17 protein-coding genes are annotated in these 16,512 nt (G+C 58.4%); 11 read left to right on the top strand and 6 right to left on the bottom strand.

Features of this window, described 5'->3' with window-relative positions; translation table 11 throughout:
- The first annotated feature begins 208 nt into the window (after window positions 1-208).
- The 3 genes from ABLV75_RS22455 to ABLV75_RS22465 are packed head-to-tail and all read left to right on the top strand — an operon-like array spanning window position 209 to window position 1,435.
- On the top strand, window positions 209-556 hold the full coding sequence (locus ABLV75_RS22455) for a DUF202 domain-containing protein (protein WP_004107145.1): 348 nt from the start codon (window positions 209-211) through the stop codon (window positions 554-556).
- Window positions 546-908, top strand: coding sequence for a DUF202 domain-containing protein (locus ABLV75_RS22460; protein ID WP_004107142.1), 363 nt, complete (start codon window positions 546-548; stop codon window positions 906-908). Before ABLV75_RS22455 ends, ABLV75_RS22460 begins: the two co-directional genes overlap by 11 nt.
- The gene (locus tag ABLV75_RS22465; protein ID WP_004107135.1) at window positions 905-1,435 is read left to right on the top strand and encodes a hypothetical protein; all 531 of its coding nucleotides are present in this window, start codon (window positions 905-907) and stop codon (window positions 1,433-1,435) included. Before ABLV75_RS22460 ends, ABLV75_RS22465 begins: the two co-directional genes overlap by 4 nt.
- A gap of 53 nt (window positions 1,436-1,488) precedes the next feature.
- Here ABLV75_RS22465 and dsdA read toward each other — a convergent pair whose 3' ends face one another.
- On the bottom strand, window positions 1,489-2,817 hold the full coding sequence (gene dsdA, locus ABLV75_RS22470) for a D-serine ammonia-lyase (protein ID WP_004107134.1): 1,329 nt from the start codon (window positions 2,815-2,817) through the stop codon (window positions 1,489-1,491).
- Between the two features lie 17 nt (window positions 2,818-2,834).
- Window positions 2,835-4,172 carry a D-serine transporter DsdX gene (gene dsdX, locus ABLV75_RS22475; protein ID WP_004107133.1) on the bottom strand — a complete coding sequence of 446 codons (1,338 nt, stop codon included), beginning with the start codon at window positions 4,170-4,172 and terminating at the stop codon, window positions 2,835-2,837.
- A 223-nt stretch (window positions 4,173-4,395) separates the two neighbouring features.
- Between dsdX and dsdC the strand changes: the two genes are divergently transcribed.
- A complete protein-coding gene (dsdC, locus tag ABLV75_RS22480) occupies window positions 4,396-5,325 on the top strand; it encodes a DNA-binding transcriptional regulator DsdC (protein ID WP_004107132.1) in 930 nt (309 codons plus the stop codon).
- A gap of 247 nt (window positions 5,326-5,572) precedes the next feature.
- On the opposite strand, the gene emrD is transcribed toward dsdC, so the two are convergent.
- From emrD to tisB, 4 genes are all read right to left on the bottom strand, one after another.
- Window positions 5,573-6,757, bottom strand: coding sequence for a multidrug efflux MFS transporter EmrD (emrD, locus tag ABLV75_RS22485; protein ID WP_004107131.1), 1,185 nt, complete (start codon window positions 6,755-6,757; stop codon window positions 5,573-5,575).
- 177 nt (window positions 6,758-6,934) lie between these two features.
- Window positions 6,935-7,768, bottom strand: a complete 834-nt coding sequence (locus ABLV75_RS22490; protein WP_004107130.1) for a DMT family transporter — start codon at window positions 7,766-7,768, stop codon at window positions 6,935-6,937.
- 70 nt (window positions 7,769-7,838) lie between these two features.
- Window positions 7,839-8,285: a GNAT family N-acetyltransferase gene (locus tag ABLV75_RS22495; RefSeq protein WP_004107128.1), complete on the bottom strand. Its 447-nt coding sequence runs from the start codon at window positions 8,283-8,285 to the stop codon at window positions 7,839-7,841.
- A 70-nt stretch (window positions 8,286-8,355) separates the two neighbouring features.
- A complete protein-coding gene (gene tisB, locus ABLV75_RS22500) occupies window positions 8,356-8,445 on the bottom strand; it encodes a type I toxin-antitoxin system toxin TisB (RefSeq protein ID WP_004107126.1) in 90 nt (29 codons plus the stop codon).
- A gap of 582 nt (window positions 8,446-9,027) precedes the next feature.
- Here tisB and ivbL point away from each other — a divergent pair.
- The 7 genes from ivbL (at window position 9,028) to uhpT (ending at window position 16,345) form a co-directional block, all read left to right on the top strand.
- Window positions 9,028-9,123 carry an ilvB operon leader peptide IvbL gene (gene ivbL / locus ABLV75_RS22505; RefSeq protein ID WP_004107123.1) on the top strand — a complete coding sequence of 32 codons (96 nt, stop codon included), beginning with the start codon at window positions 9,028-9,030 and terminating at the stop codon, window positions 9,121-9,123.
- A 102-nt stretch (window positions 9,124-9,225) separates the two neighbouring features.
- Entirely contained in the window at window positions 9,226-10,914 is a 1,689-nt protein-coding gene (gene ilvB / locus ABLV75_RS22510) for an acetolactate synthase large subunit (RefSeq protein ID WP_004107119.1), read from the top strand.
- Window positions 10,915-10,917: 3 nt separating this feature from the next.
- Window positions 10,918-11,208 (top strand): acetolactate synthase small subunit, encoded by a 291-nt coding sequence (gene ilvN, locus ABLV75_RS22515; RefSeq protein WP_004107116.1) that lies wholly within the window; start codon window positions 10,918-10,920, stop codon window positions 11,206-11,208.
- A gap of 178 nt (window positions 11,209-11,386) precedes the next feature.
- Window positions 11,387-11,980, top strand: coding sequence for a transcriptional regulator UhpA (gene uhpA / locus ABLV75_RS22520; RefSeq protein ID WP_004107112.1), 594 nt, complete (start codon window positions 11,387-11,389; stop codon window positions 11,978-11,980).
- Between the two features lie 17 nt (window positions 11,981-11,997).
- Window positions 11,998-13,479, top strand: a complete 1,482-nt coding sequence (gene uhpB / locus ABLV75_RS22525; protein ID WP_160887321.1) for a signal transduction histidine-protein kinase/phosphatase UhpB — start codon at window positions 11,998-12,000, stop codon at window positions 13,477-13,479.
- Window positions 13,480-13,488: 9 nt separating this feature from the next.
- Complete coding sequence (locus ABLV75_RS22530; RefSeq protein ID WP_004107101.1) at window positions 13,489-14,808, top strand: MFS transporter; 1,320 nt, start codon at window positions 13,489-13,491, stop codon at window positions 14,806-14,808.
- Between the two features lie 145 nt (window positions 14,809-14,953).
- Entirely contained in the window at window positions 14,954-16,345 is a 1,392-nt protein-coding gene (gene uhpT / locus ABLV75_RS22535) for a hexose-6-phosphate:phosphate antiporter (RefSeq protein WP_004107098.1), read from the top strand.
- Window positions 16,346-16,512 lie beyond the last annotated feature (167 nt).

The raw sequence follows: 16,512 nt of genomic DNA on the forward strand, positions 1-16,512 counted from the left end.
TCGTCAGGTATTGCCCGGTAGAAACGCGGACCCGCTGGGCCATAACTTGCACGATATGGCCGTCCATCATCGGCCTGATAGCCCGACTTTAAGCGGCTGTCAGGCCTGAACTTTCTCTGAAATGGGGCGATTATTAATGCCTTCGGCTTTGGCTCTCAGGTAGAATCGCCGGTATTTTACGCAATCGGGAACCCATCAAGGAGTTATGATGAAAATATCCCGCCTTGGCGAAGCACCGGATTACCGCTTCTCGCTGGCCAATGAACGTACCTTTCTGGCGTGGATCCGCACTTCTCTCGGCTTTCTGGCCGGTGGCGTTGGCCTCGACCAGCTGGCGCCGGATTTCGCCACGCCGCTGATTCGCGAAATCCTCGCTCTGCTGCTGTGCCTGTTTGCCGGCGGTCTGGCGATATACGGCTATTTACGCTGGCTGAGCAACGAAAAAGCGATGCGCCTTAAGCAGGATTTGCCCTATACCCGCACGTTGCTGCTGATCAGCATTCTGTTGACCATCGTTATCGTGGTGGTGATGGCGCTGGTGCTCTATGCCGGATAATCGTCGGGCGCGTCGTGAGAGCGATCCGGGGCTGCAGCCGGAGCGCACGTCGCTGGCCTGGTTTCGAACCCTGCTGGGCTATGGCGCGCTGCTGGCGCTGGCGATTAAGCACCACTGGCATCAGGCGGGGCTTCCATTCTGGATCTCGCTGGGCATATTGCCGTTCGTTGCCATTATCCTCTGGCGCTATACCCGCAGCCGTAATCTGATGAACGTCGAGCAAAGCGATTTTGCTCAGCCGCAGGCGGTTCGTGACAAATTTTTGATCGCATTCGCAGTACTTTCCCTGTCATTGTTGTTTGCTGTAACCCATATACGACAGGTGATTTTGTTTATTAAGGATGTGACATGACAGGATGTCAGGCTGACTACGGTGACGATCGGCACTGCGGCAACTGCCAGTCTCTGGCGAGCGATATTCCCGTGCATGAAGTGATCATTCATCGTCAGGAGTGTGAACGCCCCGAGCTCGTCTACCATCAGTTGAGCGCCCAGGGGGCAGTGGCTATCAAGTTTATTCCCCATCTGCAGCCCGCCGACGCCCGTCTGTGGGGGGATTTTCTTTGCGCGGTTTTCGCGATTTGGGTCAAAGAAGATGCTAATCGTATCGTCGTGCCGCTGTTTGAGGCCACGCTGCGCGCATGGCGCGGCGAGTCGGTGCAGTATGCTAATAATCCGCCGGGGCCGGCCTGCGCTGGCTGCGCCTGGCTAAGATTATGCGGTGGGGGCTGCCCGCAGCTGCGTCTGGAGGATGGCTCCAATGCCCTTTGTGAGGGATACCGGCAGTTTTATAGCTGGAGCGCTCCCTATATGCGCGTTCTGCGCGATCTACTCAATCAGCACCGTTCGCCGGTTGAGCTTATGCATCTGCTGCGCTAAAAAAATGGCGACGAAAGAGGCTTCGTCGCCATCGTATTGCCCTTGCTACAGGTTTACCGTCCTTTTGCCAGATACTGCGCCATCTCCTCTTCCGGCACCATGCCGCCGCCGGTTGCCCACACCAGATGGGTCGCATTGCGCATCTGCTCAGCGGTGAAACCGTGCATCTGCTGATACGCCTGGCTGGCGCAGACCCGCTGCGGCCCGGCCATGCCGGCCAGAGCGGATGGCTCCAGGCGAATACCTTCTTCTTCGGCTAACCAACCCAGCATATCGTACATGGTCTGGTCATCGAGAGAGTAGAACCCATCCAGCAGGCGCTCCATTGCCCGACCCACGAAACCGGAGGCGCGGCCTACCGCCAGGCCGTCTGCGGCGGTCAGATTATCAATCCCCAGATCCTGAACCGAAATCTGGTCATGCAGACCGGTATAGACACCCAGCAACATGCACGGGGAGTGGGTCGGTTCGGCGAAGAAGCAGTGTACGCTATCGCCAAACGCCAGCTTCAGGCCAAACGCCACGCCGCCGGGGCCGCCGCCAACGCCGCACGGCAGGTAAACAAACAGAGGATGACTGGCGTCCACTACGCGCCCTTCGCGGGCAAACTGCGCTTTTAGCCGCTCACCGGCCACGGAGTAGCCGAGGAACAGGGTGCGCGAGTTCTCGTCATCGATAAAGAAGCAGTTCGGGTCGGACTCGGCGGCTTGCCGTCCCTGCTCAACCGCCACGCCGTAATCCTCTTCGTACTCCACCACCGTTACGCCGTGGCTGCGCAGTTTGGCCTTTTTCCACGCTCTGGCGTCGGCGGACATATGTACCGTCACCTTGAAGCCGATGCGTGCGCTCATAATGCCAATCGACATTCCCAGGTTGCCGGTGGAGCCAACGGCGATGCTGTACTGGCTGAAGAAGGCCCTGAACTCGGGGGTTAGCAGCTTACGATAATCATCGGTTGTGTTTAATAATCCCGCGTCGATCGCCAGTTTTTCCGCATGCGTCAGCACTTCATAAATGCCGCCGCGGGCCTTAATCGAGCCGGAAATCGGCAGGTGACTGTCTTTTTTCAGCAGCAGATCGCCGCCAATCGGTTGATGAAAGGTTTTTTCCAGCCGGGCCTTCATTGCCGGGATGGCTACCAGTTCTGATTCGATAATACCGCCAGTGGCTGCGGTTTCCGGAAAGGCTTCCGCCAGGTATGGCGCAAAACGATCGAGCCGGGCGTGGGCGTCCTGAACGTCTTCTGTCGTCAGGCCAACGTAGGGTAACCCTTCCGCCAGCGACGTCGTTGACGGGTTAAACCAGGTGGTTTCTTTCAGGGCTATCAGTTCCTCCAGCAGAGGAAACTGCGCGAGTAAATTGGTCATGTCAGCGTTTTTCATATTACGTCTCTTTGCGCTCAGATGATGAAAGAAAGCAGGAATGTACCGGCCAGTGCAAGCAGCGAAGCGATAAAGGTCGCTGTGGTATAGTATTTGAACGTTTCGTTAAGGCTTGCCCCGCAGTACTGCTTAACCAGCCAGAACAGGGAGTCCGTCACGATAGTGCAGCCAATCGCGCCGGAGCCGATGGCGATAGCGATGATTTCCGGGCTCACGCCGGGATAGAGCGGCAGCATCGGTGCGACGATGGCGGTTGCGCCCATCATTGCCACGGTGGCGGAACCGACTGCGGCATGCAGAATCAGCGCCACCAGCCAGGCCAGCAGAATCGGGTGCATATCGAGGTTCGACAGAATTACCGCCAGCGTATCGGCCAGACCGCTGGTCTTCAGGATGGCGTTGAAGGCCCCGCCTGCGCCGATAATCAGCAGGATATTGGCGATAGAGCCGAAGCAGTTTTCCGTATGCGTCAGCAGGATGCTCATGCCCATATTCTGACGGATGCCCAGCACGTAATAGGCCACAAAGACCGCGATGAACATGGCGGTGATGGGGTTACCGATAAACTCCAGCAGCATATACAGCGTGCCGCCTTTGGTCATATTCAGTTCGGCGATGGTTTTTACCAGCATCAGGCCGATCGGCAGCAGGACGGTAAACAGGGTGGCGCCAAGCGAAGGCAGGGTCTCTTCTTTGCGCACTTCGAGATTGGCAAATTCAGCCGGAACCGCTTTAAACGGCAGGCGGTTGCCGAGCAGCCGCAGGAACAGCGGGCCACCGACCAGCGAAGCCAGCAGGCCCACCAGCAGACCGTATACGATCACCGTCCCGATATCCGCGCCCAGCTTATTCGCGACAAACAGCGCCGCCGGATGCGGCGGCACCACGCAGTGTACCGCCATCAGCGCCGTACACAGCGGGATGGCCAGCTTGAGCAGCGACGTGTTGGTCTTTTTGGCAATGGAAAACGCCAGCGGGATCAGCAGCACCACGCCTACTTCAACGAACAGCGTGATCCCGCAAATCAGGCCCACCAGCACCATAATGACGTCAGCGGACAGCCAGCGGCAGCGCTGGAGCGTCAGGCCGATACGCTCAGCCGCGCCGGAGACCTCCATCATTTTGCCGAGAATCGTCCCCAGCCCAATTACCGCCGCCAGGAAGCCCAGCGTGCCGCCAATCCCGCTCTCGATGGCGTTAACCATATCCAGCGGGCTCATGCCCATCATGGCGCCGACGAAAAAGCTGGCCAGCAGCAGCGCCAGAAACGGGTGAAACTTCAGTTTGACGATAGTTAACACAATCAACACGATGCTGATCAGCAGCGTGCTCACAACCCAGATCTGAGATTCCATACCCCACCTCGCCTGTGAATAATCTATCGCTATTGAACAGAAAAACGACGCCTGCTGACAAACGATATAAACGGCCCTTCAGATGAACCAGATTGAATCAAAAAGGTGATTTTGCTCTAAAATTGTCTGTTATGTGTGCTATGAATCACTTTTATTCATCTTTAACGCGCAGCTGGCGCGAAAAATTTCTTACACTCGGCGGGGAATAGTGAAGGAGTAAGAGATGGAAACACTAAAAGAGTTAGGCACTCGCCTGCTTAACGGCTGGCAGCTATCGAAGCTGTATACCTTTGAAGTCGCCGCCCGGCATGAGTCGTTTGCGCTGGCGGCGGAGGAGCTGTCGCTGACGCCGAGCGCGGTGAGCCACCGTATCAACCAGCTGGAAGAAGAGCTGGGGATCCAGCTGTTTGTGCGCTCGCATCGCAAGGTAGAGCTGACGCATGAAGGTAAGCGGGTGTACTGGGCGCTGAAGTCCTCGCTGGATAGCTTAAACCAGGAGATTCTGGATATTAAAAATCAGGAGCTGTCGGGAACCTTAACGGTGTATTCGCGCCCGTCCATCGCCCAGTGCTGGCTGGTGCCTGCGCTCGGCGATTTTACCCGCCGCTATCCGTCGATATCGCTCACCGTGCTGACCGGCAACGATAACGTTAATATGCAGCGTGCGGGCATTGATCTGGCGATCTACTTCGATGATGCGCCTTCATCGCAGTTGAGCCACCATTTTCTGATGGATGAGGCCATCGTGCCGGTCTGCACGGCGAACTACGCGCGCCAGCATCAGCTACCGCAGAATCCCGGTAATCTTCGCCACTGTACGCTGTTGCACGATCGTCAGGCCTGGAGTAACGATTCCGGCACCGATGAGTGGTTCAGTTGGGCGCAGACATTCGGCATCGAGTTGCCGCAATCGTCGGGTATTGGCTTCGATCGTTCGGATTTAGCGGTGATTGCCGCGATGAATCACGTCGGCGTGGCGATGGGGCGTAAGCGGCTGGTGCAAAAGCGCCTGGAGAGCGGAGAACTGATCGCGCCGTTCGGCGAGATGACCCTGAAATGCCATCAGCACTACTACGTGACGACCCTGCCGGGCCGTCAGTGGCCGAAAATCGATGCTTTTATCCACTGGCTGCAGAGCCAGGCGCAATTATGATGACCGGCTTAGTTTCATCCCGGTGGCGCTGTGTGTATGACCGGGCTACGGGTTTACCGCCGTCTGGGGGCCGGTAGCCCGGACAGATGCGCAGCATCGCCTCCGGGAAATATGCCGGGGCTGATAATTCGCCACCGCTTCCTGGCTTGCGCTGCGCTTCGCCGGGCTACGGGTTTACCGGCGTCCGTCATTTTGTCGCCCGGGTAAGACGCGCCGCGTCGCGACCCGGGGAACCCGCCAAGAAGCCTTAAACCGGCTGCTGATGTTGATGAAACCGCGACGCCAGCGGCAGCCAGCACAGCAGAATCAGCAATCCCATCAGCATCATCAGCAGGCCGAGGCTGCCCTGGCCGGTTTGCGGCATCATCGCCGACAGCCACGCCAGCACGCCGGAACCGATGTTTTGTAATCCGCCCACTAACGCCCCGGCGGTGCCGGCAAGGAACGGGAAAGGTTCCATCGCGCCGCTGGTTGCCAGCGGAAACAGCATTCCTGCGCCAAAGAAGAACAGCGCAGCAGGAACCAGCAGGGTCCAGACGGTCATCACGCCCAGCAGGCCCGGTATCCACATCAGCACGCCCGCCAGCAGGCAGCAAATCACCGACTGCCACATCAGCGTCGGGAAGCGTTTGTTTGGCCGCCCGGCAAACCAGGCGCCAAAGAACGCCGCCGGAATCGGCAGAATAAACAGAATGCTGACCGACATACTGCTCAGTCCCAGCACCGCCCCCATCAGCACCCCGGAACAGGCTTCGAATACGGCAATGCCCGCGAGGCCGCCGATCAGCATCAGCAGATAGCAGTTGAACGCGCCGGTACCGAACAGCGTTTTATAGTTGGTGATGAGACGGGTGCGCGGTGCGCCGGTGGGCCGGGTTTCCGGCATCCAGCGCGCCATGCTGAAGGTGACGCCAGCGCAAAGAATCAGCAAGAATACGAAGCAGGCCCGCCAGTTCCACAAGGTATCAAGAATACCGCCAATCAACGGGGCCAGCAGTGGGCTTACCAGAATTCCCATATTCAGCAGGCTATTGGCGTGCCTGAGCTGCGCGCCTTCATACAGGTCACGCGGCAGGGTACGCGCCATCACGCCGCCGACGCCAGTACCCATTCCCTGCAGTGCGCTGGCGGCGATCAACACTGGCAGACTATGGGTGGTAATGGCAATCAGCGTCGCCAGCATAAAAATAGACATCCCAACGAGGATCACCGGACGCCGGCCAACGCGATCGGAGAGCGGGCCGTAGAAAAGCTGCGAGACGCCGTAGGTCAGCAGATAAGCGGCCATCACGCTCTGTACCGCGCCTTCACGCACGTTTAGCGATACCGCCATATCGGCAATCGCCGGGATATAAATGGTCTGCGCCATCTGGCCGACGGCCACCAGCAGTACCAGCATCAACAACAAATTGAAGTTCTTATGCCGTTTCATGTCGATGAATACTTTGTAGAAAGTTGAAGGTAAAGAATATGTGACTGGCACATCCGCAAAACGATGGAGGAATCTACCATATTAAAATGACAGAACAACCCTGTAAGGGGGGATTATCGGGGATGTTCAGGCAGGTTTTGTAAACAACAATCGGCAACTAATGTTGCCATGTGTGGTTTACGACAGCCGCAGCAGAATCGCCCCGGCGGCAATGCCGCAGGCAGCCACGATGCGTAATGGAACCATCTTTTCTTTCAACAGGATAAACGCGATAACCGCGCCAAAAAGAATTGAGGTTTCGCGCAGGGCGGCGACCACCGCTAGCGGCGCCTGGGTCATTGCCCACAGCGCCAGGCCATAAGAACCCATAGTGCCAACGCCGCCGACCAGGCCTTTCTTCCAGTGCTGGCGCAGATAGCGGCTGGCCTGCGGGCGTCGGGCAATCATCGCCCAGCCCAGCAGACAGAAGCCATTCATAAAAAAGGTCCATAGCGTATAGCCCAGTGCGGTTTCTGAAAGCCGCACCCCGGTTCCGTCTACCAGCGTATAACCGGCAATAAAGCAGGCGTTGATCAGCGCTAATAGGATACCGGTGCTTGAACGGGATCGGCCGTTAAACGCCATCGCCAGTATCGCCAGGCAGATGACGCCGATGCCCAGCCACGCCAGCGGAGAGAGGTGGTCGCCAAGGAAGATAACGCTGATTATCGCCACCAGCAGCGGCGCGGTTCCGCGCATCAGCGGATAGGTCTGGCTCATATCCGAGACCTGATAGGTTTTCGCCACCAGCACCGTATACACCACCTGTAGCGCGCAGGAGACAGCAAGAAACGGCACGCTGGCCAGCGTCGGCTGGGGGGCAAAAGGGAGCAAAACCAGGGCGATGAGCGAGGCTGAGCCGCTAACGCCAATCGCCGCGTACATTTTATCGCCGCTGGCTTTAACGATAGCGTTCCAGCTTGCGTGAAGCAGGGCGGCGAACAGCAATATACAGAATACGGTAATGGTCATTGCAGCCTGGCGCTGGGGGATAAATCGTCACTGGACTGTAACATGGGCGCGCTTTGGCAACCAGAGACAGCTAGAGCGAACAAAACAGGCGATGGGTGACCCGCGGTTCATCATAGACCGGGCGAAATCCCAGATTTTCATAAAACGACCAGGCCGTTGACGGCGCATGGGTGTTGAGAAAATCAAAGCTGGCGCCGGAGTGGGTAATAACCGAGACCAGCAGCTGATGCCCGATCCCCTGCCGACGGTGGCGCTCGCCGATATATAAATGGCGGATGCGGCCGGCTCGCGGCTGCTGGCTAAAAGGGTCGACATTGAGCCCGCAAACCCCGACCAGCTGCCCAAATGCAAAAGCGCCCAGCAGCTTTTCTCCCGGCGCGTTAAAGCGGTTTATCTCGCTCTGCCAGTTCTCCGCCAGGCGGCCCAGCATAGTCAGGTTTTGCGTCAGGCTTTCGGCGCGTAGTGCCGAAAAACCGGGTTCGTCCGGGGTGATGGCGGCAATCAACAAGGGGGCCATAATTTTCTCCGTCAGGTTAGCCTGTAGAGGGGCGGTTTCCCGCCCCTCTCAGGTGCGACTTGAACCTGAATCAGCGGAACTGTTTCAGGACTGCATCAAGTAGTTGCAACACGGCAACCATGAGTTTCAGGATCAGAACAACGATATCCACTCCGCCCATACGCGTCTCCTCTGGTTCAGGAGCACAACCGGCTGGCGTACCTTTCCGCCGCCTGTTGCCAGCCAGGGTATACCCGTCATCATTCAGGCGCGACCAGTGGGTTGCGGGCTAAATGATTCGGGGTATTTGTTGACGTAACACAGTGTGCTCTTCTGGGGTTAAGGCGCTGACGGCACCACCCGTTTCAGCCAGGACTTTTTTTGCGCCGGTAAAAGTGCGGCCCCAGATTCACCCTGCGTACCCCCTCAGTATAGAATGAATACTGTATGTATGAACAGCATTTTTTGGACAAATTTGCATACGCGATCCATACTCTAAATCAGCAAAAACCGTCGTGAAAATTGCGCCTTCTTCCCCGATCGCGTATACTTTTTTCGTTGACGTAATACAGTGTGCTTGCGGCCACCAACCGTAAAACACCGAGCAGAAAACCTCGCCGCGGCGGGGTTTTTTGTTTTTATCCCGCCGCAAATTAATGTGATCTTCCGCGCAGTTTTTCCTGGTTGAAAATAAATCCATTGTGAAATGACAAAAGCTGTGTTTGTATAAATTCATTCCCTTTTTTGAGACAACAGGTCCCTAATGAACGCTACCACGCTGACTTCGACCCTACTACTAACCGCGCCTGCCGCGGTGGTCGTCGTGTCTGTGGTGGTCGTCGTCGGCAACGCGCCGTAGGGTCCGGAACAACACGAATTCCAAACCCCGCCGGCGCAAACCGAGCGGGGTTTTTCGTTTCATGCCCCCCGGTAAGTCGGCCCAGAATAAAAGGACTGGAGCATGGCAAGTTCGGGCACAACATCACAAAAAATGCGCTTCACTGGCGCACAGTTAGTCGTTCATTTACTGGAGCGTCAGGGGATCACTACGGTCAGCGGCATTCCGGGCGGCTCCATCCTTCCGATTTACGATGCGTTAAGTCAAAGCACTCAGATCCGCCATATTCTGGCGCGTCACGAGCAGGGCGCGGGATTTATCGCCCAGGGCATGGCGCGCACCGAGGGCAAACCGGCGGTGTGTATGGCCTGTAGCGGCCCGGGAGCCACTAACCTGATCACCGCTATCGCCGATGCCCGTCTGGATTCGATTCCGCTGGTGTGCATTACCGGCCAGGTTCCGGCTTCAATGATCGGCACCGATGCCTTCCAGGAAGTTGACACCTACGGTATCTCTATCCCCATCACGAAACATAACTATCTGGTACGCAACATCGCTGAACTGCCGCAGGTGATGAGCGACGCGTTTCGCATCGCGCAGTCCGGGCGACCAGGGCCGGTGTGGATAGATATTCCTAAGGATGTTCAGGCCGCGACCATTGAGCTCGATGCCCTGCCGGAACCCGGCGCCCGTACGGCGGCTCCGATGTTCGATAGCGCCAGCGTGCGTGAAGCGGCGACGATGATTAACGCCGCGCAGCGTCCGGTGCTCTATCTGGGCGGTGGGGTGATCAACGCGCCTGAGCACATTCGCCAACTGGCGGAAAAAGCCAACCTGCCGACCACCCAGACCCTGATGGCGCTGGGGATGCTGCCGAAAGCGCATCCGCTGTCGCTGGGCATGCTGGGGATGCACGGCGCGCGCAGCACCAATTTTATTTTGCAAGAGGCTGATTTATTGGTTGTTTTAGGGGCGCGTTTTGATGACCGGGCGATTGGTAAAACCGAGCAGTTCTGCCCGAATGCGAAAATTATCCACGTTGATATCGACCGCTCTGAGCTGGGTAAAATCAAACAGCCGCACGTGGCGATTCAGGGCGATGTTGGCGAAGTGCTGGCGCAGCTGATCCCGCAGGTCGAGGCGCAGCCGCGCAGCGAATGGCTGCAGCTGGTGGCCGATCTGCAGCGGGAGTTCCCCTGCACCATTCCGCAGGAGCAAGACCCGCTTACCCACTATGGCCTGATTAACGCCGTTGCCGCCTGCGTTGACGATGAGGCAATCGTGACCACCGACGTCGGCCAGCACCAGATGTGGGTCGCGCAGGCGTATCCGCTGAACCGTCCGCGCCAGTGGCTGACCTCCGGCGGCCTCGGCACCATGGGCTTTGGTCTGCCTGCCGCGGTAGGCGCGGCGCTGGCTAACCCGCAGCGCAAGGTCATCTGCTTCTCCGGAGACGGCAGCCTGATGATGAACATTCAGGAAATGGCTACCGCGGCGGAAAATCAGCTGGACGTGAAAATTATCCTCATGAATAACGAAGCGCTGGGGCTGGTTTATCAGCAGCAGAGCCTGTTCTATAAGCAGGGCGTATTCGCCGCAACCTATCCTGGCATGGTCAACTTTATGCAGATTGCCGCCGGTTTTGGTCTGCAAACCTGTGATTTAAATAACGAAGCCGACCCGCAGGCGGCGCTGCAGGCGATTATCGACCGCCCGGGTCCGGCGCTGATCCACGTGCGTATCGATGCTGAAGAAAAAGTGTATCCGATGGTACCGCCGGGTGCGGCCAATACTGAAATGGTGGGGGAATAAGCCATGCAACAAGCGACTCATGAAAACGTTATTCTACAGCTCACCGTGCGCAACCATCCCGGCGTGATGACCCACGTTTGCGGCCTGTTTGCCCGCCGCGCATTTAACGTGGAAGGCATTCTTTGTCTGCCGATTCAGGACAGCAACCAGAGCCGCATCTGGCTACTGGTCAACGACGATCAGCGCCTCGGGCAGATGATTAGTCAGATTGAAAAGCTGGAAGACGTTGAGAAAGTGGTACGCAATCAGTCCGATCCCTCCATGTTCAGCAAAATTGCGGTGTTCTTCGAATAATCGCTCGCGGCTTGAACCGCGGCGCGCGATAGACAAAATCACTCAAGCCGCATCAGGGCAGCAAGTATGAGCATCCCCGGGCGCTTACTCAGGTAAGCGACTGGGGGACAGAGGCAGCTTGAAGGATGACGTTTATACCGTTAAGGTAAGCGCGTTTTTTATCCTCCCAGGAATCGCCATGACCACAATCGCCCTTATTGACGATCATCTTATCGTCCGCTCCGGCTTTGCCCAACTGCTGGGGCTGGAAGCCGATTTTCAGGTCGTCGCAGAATTCGGTTCCGGGCGCGAAGCGCTGGCGGGGCTGCCCGGCCGCGGCGTGCAGGTCTGCATCTGCGATATCTCGATGCCGGATATCTCCGGGCTTGAGCTGTTAAGCCAGCTACCGAAAGGAATGGCGATCGTAATGCTGTCGGTGCACGACAGTCCGGCGCTGGTGGAGCAGGCGCTGAACGCCGGCGCGCGCGGTTTTCTCTCCAAGCGCTGCAGCCCGGATGAGCTGATCGCTGCCGTCCGCACCGTGGCGGCCGGCGGCTGCTATCTGACGCCGGATATCGCCATGAAGCTGGCGGCCGGACGACGGGACCCGCTGACCAAACGCGAACGCGAAGTGGCGGAAAAGCTGGCGCAGGGGATGGCGGTAAAGGAGATTGCCGCCGAGCTGGGCCTGTCGCCAAAAACCGTGCACGTTCATCGTGCCAATCTGCTGGAAAAGCTGGGCGTCAGCAACGACGTTGAGCTGGCGCGCCGCATGTTCGATAGCTGGCAATGAACGCCTTTCTCTCCCGGCTGCTCTCGGTTATCGGCTGTTGCTTTATCTTTTCCGCCGCGTGGTTTTGCCTGTGGAGCATCAGCCTGCACCTGGTAGAGCGTGCCGATCTTGCGGTACTGCTGTTTCCCTTCGGGCTGCGTCTTGGCCTGATGCTGCAGTGCCCGCGCGGCTACTGGCCGGTTCTGCTGGGCGCGGAGTGGCTGCTGATCCTCTGGCTGGCGCAGGAAGTTGCGCTGGCGCACCCGATAATATTGATGACCGGAAGTCTGTTGACCCTGCTGCCGGTGGCGCTGATCTCGCGCTATCGTCAGCAGCGCGACTGGCTCACCCTGCTGCGCCAGGGGGGCGCGTTGATCGCCGCTGCGCTGCTTCAGTCGCTGCCGTGGCTGCTGGAGGGTAAAGAGGGGCTGAACGCGCTGCTGCTGACCCTGACCGGCGGCCTGACGCTGGCTCCCACTTGCCTGGTGATTTGGCACTATCTCACCAGCACCGTCTGGCGGCCGCTGGGGCCATCGCTGGTCTCGCAGCCGGTGAACTGGCGCGGGCGGCATCTTGTCTGGTACCTGCTGCTGTTCAGCGTCAGCCTCTGGCTTCAGCTGGGGCTACCCGCCGAGCTCTCACGATTTACGCCCTTCTGCCTGGCGCTGCCGATTATCGCTCTGGCCTGGCATTACGGCTGGCAGGGCGCGCTGATCGCGACCCTGATGAACGCTATCGCGCTGATCGCCAGCCAGACCTGGCACGAACACCCGGTGGATTTATTGCTTTCGCTGCTGGCGCAAAGCCTGACGGGCCTGTTGCTGGGCGCCGGCATTCAGCGGCTGCGCGAGCTGAACCAGTCGCTGCAAAACGAGCTGGTGCGTAACCAGCGGCTGGCGGAACGTCTGCTGGAAACCGAAGAGAGCGTACGTCGCGAGGTCGCCCGCGAGCTGCACGATGATATCGGCCAGACCATTACCGCCATCCGCACCCAGGCGGGAATCGTCCAGCGTCTGGCGCCGAACAGCGCCAGCGTCAGGCAGAGCGGGCAGCTGATTGAACAGCTTTCGCTCGGCGTCTATGATTCGGTGCGCCGCCTGCTGGGCCGCCTGCGCCCGCGCCAGCTGGACGATCTGACGCTTGAGCAGGCGGTTCGTTCGCTGATGCGCGAAATGGAGCTGGAGGATCGCGGTATGGTCAGCCATCTGGAGTGGCGTATTGATGAGTCGCTGCTGAGTGAAAACCAGCGAGTCACCCTGTTCCGCGTTTGTCAGGAGGGGCTGAATAATATTGTCAAACACGCCAGCGCCAGCGCCGTCACGCTGCAGGGCTGGCAGCAGGAGCAGCGGCTGATGCTGGTGCTGGAGGATGACGGCTGCGGCCTGCCGCCGGGCTCCGGTCAGCAGGGCTTTGGCCTCACCGGCATGCGCGAACGCGTCAGCGCGCTGGGCGGCACCTTAACCATCTCCTGCACCCACGGCACCCGCGTTTGCGTCAGCCTGCCGCTGCGCTACGCCTGAGGAACGACGATGTTTGCCTTTTTGAAATCTCCGCCCGATGCTCCGCCGATTACCGATAAACAGGCGCTGGACGAGCGCTACCGCTACTGGCGTCGACATATTCTGCTGACCATCTGGCTGGGCTATGCGCTGTTTTATTTTACGCGTAAAAGCTTTAATGCCGCCGTGCCTGAAATCCTCGCCAGCAACGTACTGACGCGTAGCGATATCGGTCTGCTGGCAACGCTGTTCTACATCACCTACGGGCTATCGAAGTTTTTCTCCGGTATCGTCAGCGACCGCTCTGATGCTCGCTATTTTATGGGGATTGGTCTGGTCGCCACCGGCGTAGTGAATATCCTGTTTGGCTTTTCCACTTCGCTGTGGGCCTTCGCGCTGCTGTGGGCCCTGAACGCCTTCTTCCAGGGCTGGGGGTCGCCGGTGTGCGCGCGTCTGCTGACGGCCTGGTATTCGCGTACCGAACGCGGCGGCTGGTGGGCGTTGTGGAACACGGCGCATAACGTCGGCGGGGCGCTGATCCCGATGGTGGTTGGCGCGGCGGCGCTGCACTACGGCTGGCGAACGGGAATGATGATTGCCGGCATGCTGGCGATCCTCGCCGGGCTGTTTCTCTGCTGGCGGCTGCGCGACCGGCCGCAGGCGGTAGGGCTGCCCGCAGTAGGCGACTGGCGTCACGATGAACTGGAGATTGCCCAGCAGCAGGAAGGGGTAGGGCTGACCCGCAAAGAGATCCTCACTAAATACGTGCTGTTGAATCCCTATATCTGGCTGCTCTCGCTGTGCTACGTGCTGGTATATGTAGTGCGCGCAGCGATTAACGACTGGGGCAATCTCTATATGTCGGAAACGCTCGGCGTCGATCTGGTCACGGCGAATTCTGCGGTTACCATGTTCGAGGTAGGCGGTTTTATCGGCGCGCTGGTGGCGGGCTGGGGCTCGGATAAGCTGTTTAACGGCAATCGCGGGCCGATGAACCTGATTTTCGCCGCCGGGATTTTGCTGTCGGTCGGCGGCCTGTGGCTGATGCCATTCGCCAGCTACGTGATGCAGGCGGCCTGTTTCTTTACCGCCGGCTTTTTCGTTTTTGGCCCGCAGATGCTGATTGGCATGGCGGCGGCGGAGTGCTCGCACAAAGAGGCGGCGGGGGCGGCAACCGGCTTTGTCGGGCTGTTTGCCTATCTTGGCGCGTCGCTCTCCGGCTGGCCGCTGGCGCAGGTCATGGAGATCTGGCACTGGAGCGGTTTTTTCGTGGTCATCGCCATTGCTGCCGGCATCTCCGCTCTGCTGCTGCTGCCGTTTCTAAATGCCCAGGCGCCGCGAGAAGCGTGATCTGCCTCACCTTTCTCCGCCGAATGGCGTAAAACTAAGAAATTTTCCCGGTTTCGCCTGGACGCTGTCTCAGGCGGGTCTTCCGGCTGATTTTTACAATGCCTGCTATTCGCAGGTAGTAAATCAGCTCAGGAGTCACTCAATCATGCTGGCCTTCTTAAACCAGGTGCGCAAGCCTACCCTGGACCTGCCGCTCGAAGCGCGGCGCAAAATGTGGTTCAAACCGTTCATGCAGTCGTATCTGGTGGTTTTCATCGGCTATCTGACCATGTACCTGATCCGCAAAAACTTTAATATCGCGCAGAACGACATGATCTCCACCTACGGGTTGAGCATGACGCAGCTGGGGATGATCGGCCTCGGGTTCTCTATCACCTACGGCGTGGGTAAAACGCTGGTTTCTTACTACGCAGACGGTAAGAACACCAAGCAGTTCCTGCCGTTTATGCTGATCCTCTCGGCCATTTGTATGCTCGGCTTCAGCGCCAGCATGGGTGCGGGGTCGACCAGCCTGTTCCTGATGATCGCCTTCTACGCCCTGAGCGGCTTTTTCCAGAGCACCGGTGGGTCGTGCAGCTATTCGACCATTACCAAGTGGACGCCCCGCCGTAAACGCGGCACCTTCCTCGGCTTCTGGAATATCTCTCACAACCTCGGCGGCGCCGGCGCCGCGGGCGTGGCGCTGTTTGGCGCGAACTACCTGTTCGACGGCCACGTGATCGGGATGTTTATCTTCCCGTCGATTATTGCGCTAATCGTCGGTTTTATCGGCCTGCGCTTCGGCAGCGACTCCCCGGAATCTTACGGTCTCGGTAACGCCGAAGAGCTGTTTGGCGAAGAGATCAGCGAAGAGGATAAAGAGACGGAAGAGAACGCCATGACCAAATGGCAGATCTTTGTCGAGTACGTGCTGAAGAACAAAGTCATCTGGCTGCTGTGTTTCTCCAACATCTTTCTGTACGTGGTGCGCATCGGCATTGACCAGTGGTCCACTGTTTACGCTTTCCAGGAGCTGAAGCTCTCCAAAGAAGTGGCGATTCAGGGCTTTACCCTTTTTGAAGTAGGCGCGCTGGTCGGCACGCTGCTATGGGGCTGGCTGTCGGATCTGGCAAACGGTCGTCGGGCGCTGGTAGCCTGCATTGCGCTGGCGCTGATTATCGCCACCCTTGGGGTTTATCAGCACGCCAGTAACCAGTACGTTTATCTCGCATCGCTGTTTGCGCTGGGTTTCCTGGTTTTTGGCCCGCAGCTGCTGATCGGCGTTGCCGCAGTAGGCTTTGTGCCGAAAAAAGCGATTGGCGCAGCCGACGGGATCAAGGGCACCTTTGCCTATCTGATCGGCGATAGCTTCGCCAAGCTCGGCCTCGGGATGATCGCCGATGGAACGCCGATTTTTGGCCTCACCGGCTGGGCGGGGACCTTTGCGGCGCTGGATGCGGCGGCAATTGGCTGCATCTGCCTGATGGCCATCGTTGCGGTGTTTGAAGAACGTAAAATCCGCCGTCAGAAAAAGACACAAACTTTGCAGACTGCCTGAGTCATTGGGTGTGAGTCACGTTGCCCGGCCTTTGCGCCGGGCTTTTTTATACCTCTTGCCCGGCCTTTGCGCCGGGCTTTTTTATACCTCTTGCCGGGCGGTTTGATGATAGCGAGACGAGGTCGCGATAAGTCACATTCTGGTACCACCGACAGTCGACAGCGGGC

This window comes from Klebsiella sp. CN_Kp066, from assembly GCF_040065135.1.
Classification (GTDB): Bacteria; Pseudomonadota; Gammaproteobacteria; order Enterobacterales; family Enterobacteriaceae; genus Klebsiella; species Klebsiella oxytoca.

Bases quoted from the DNA above. Each gene is read 5' to 3' on its own strand.
- ABLV75_RS22455 (WP_004107145.1), top strand. From the start codon at position 209: ATGAAAATATCCCGCCTTGGCGAAGCACCGGATTACCGCTTCTCGCTG.
- ABLV75_RS22460 (WP_004107142.1), top strand. From the start codon at position 546: ATGCCGGATAATCGTCGGGCGCGTCGTGAGAGCGATCCGGGGCTGCAG.
- ABLV75_RS22465 (WP_004107135.1), top strand. From the start codon at position 905: ATGACAGGATGTCAGGCTGACTACGGTGACGATCGGCACTGCGGCAAC.
- dsdA (WP_004107134.1), bottom strand. From the start codon at position 2,817: ATGAAAAACGCTGACATGACCAATTTACTCGCGCAGTTTCCTCTGCTG.
- dsdX (WP_004107133.1), bottom strand. From the start codon at position 4,172: ATGGAATCTCAGATCTGGGTTGTGAGCACGCTGCTGATCAGCATCGTG.
- dsdC (WP_004107132.1), top strand. From the start codon at position 4,396: ATGGAAACACTAAAAGAGTTAGGCACTCGCCTGCTTAACGGCTGGCAG.
- emrD (WP_004107131.1), bottom strand. From the start codon at position 6,757: ATGAAACGGCATAAGAACTTCAATTTGTTGTTGATGCTGGTACTGCTG.
- ABLV75_RS22490 (WP_004107130.1), bottom strand. From the start codon at position 7,768: ATGACCATTACCGTATTCTGTATATTGCTGTTCGCCGCCCTGCTTCAC.
- ABLV75_RS22495 (WP_004107128.1), bottom strand. From the start codon at position 8,285: ATGGCCCCCTTGTTGATTGCCGCCATCACCCCGGACGAACCCGGTTTT.
- tisB (WP_004107126.1), bottom strand. From the start codon at position 8,445: ATGGGCGGAGTGGATATCGTTGTTCTGATCCTGAAACTCATGGTTGCC.
- ivbL (WP_004107123.1), top strand. From the start codon at position 9,028: ATGAACGCTACCACGCTGACTTCGACCCTACTACTAACCGCGCCTGCC.
- ilvB (WP_004107119.1), top strand. From the start codon at position 9,226: ATGGCAAGTTCGGGCACAACATCACAAAAAATGCGCTTCACTGGCGCA.
- ilvN (WP_004107116.1), top strand. From the start codon at position 10,918: ATGCAACAAGCGACTCATGAAAACGTTATTCTACAGCTCACCGTGCGC.
- uhpA (WP_004107112.1), top strand. From the start codon at position 11,387: ATGACCACAATCGCCCTTATTGACGATCATCTTATCGTCCGCTCCGGC.
- ABLV75_RS22530 (WP_004107101.1), top strand. From the start codon at position 13,489: ATGTTTGCCTTTTTGAAATCTCCGCCCGATGCTCCGCCGATTACCGAT.
- uhpT (WP_004107098.1), top strand. From the start codon at position 14,954: ATGCTGGCCTTCTTAAACCAGGTGCGCAAGCCTACCCTGGACCTGCCG.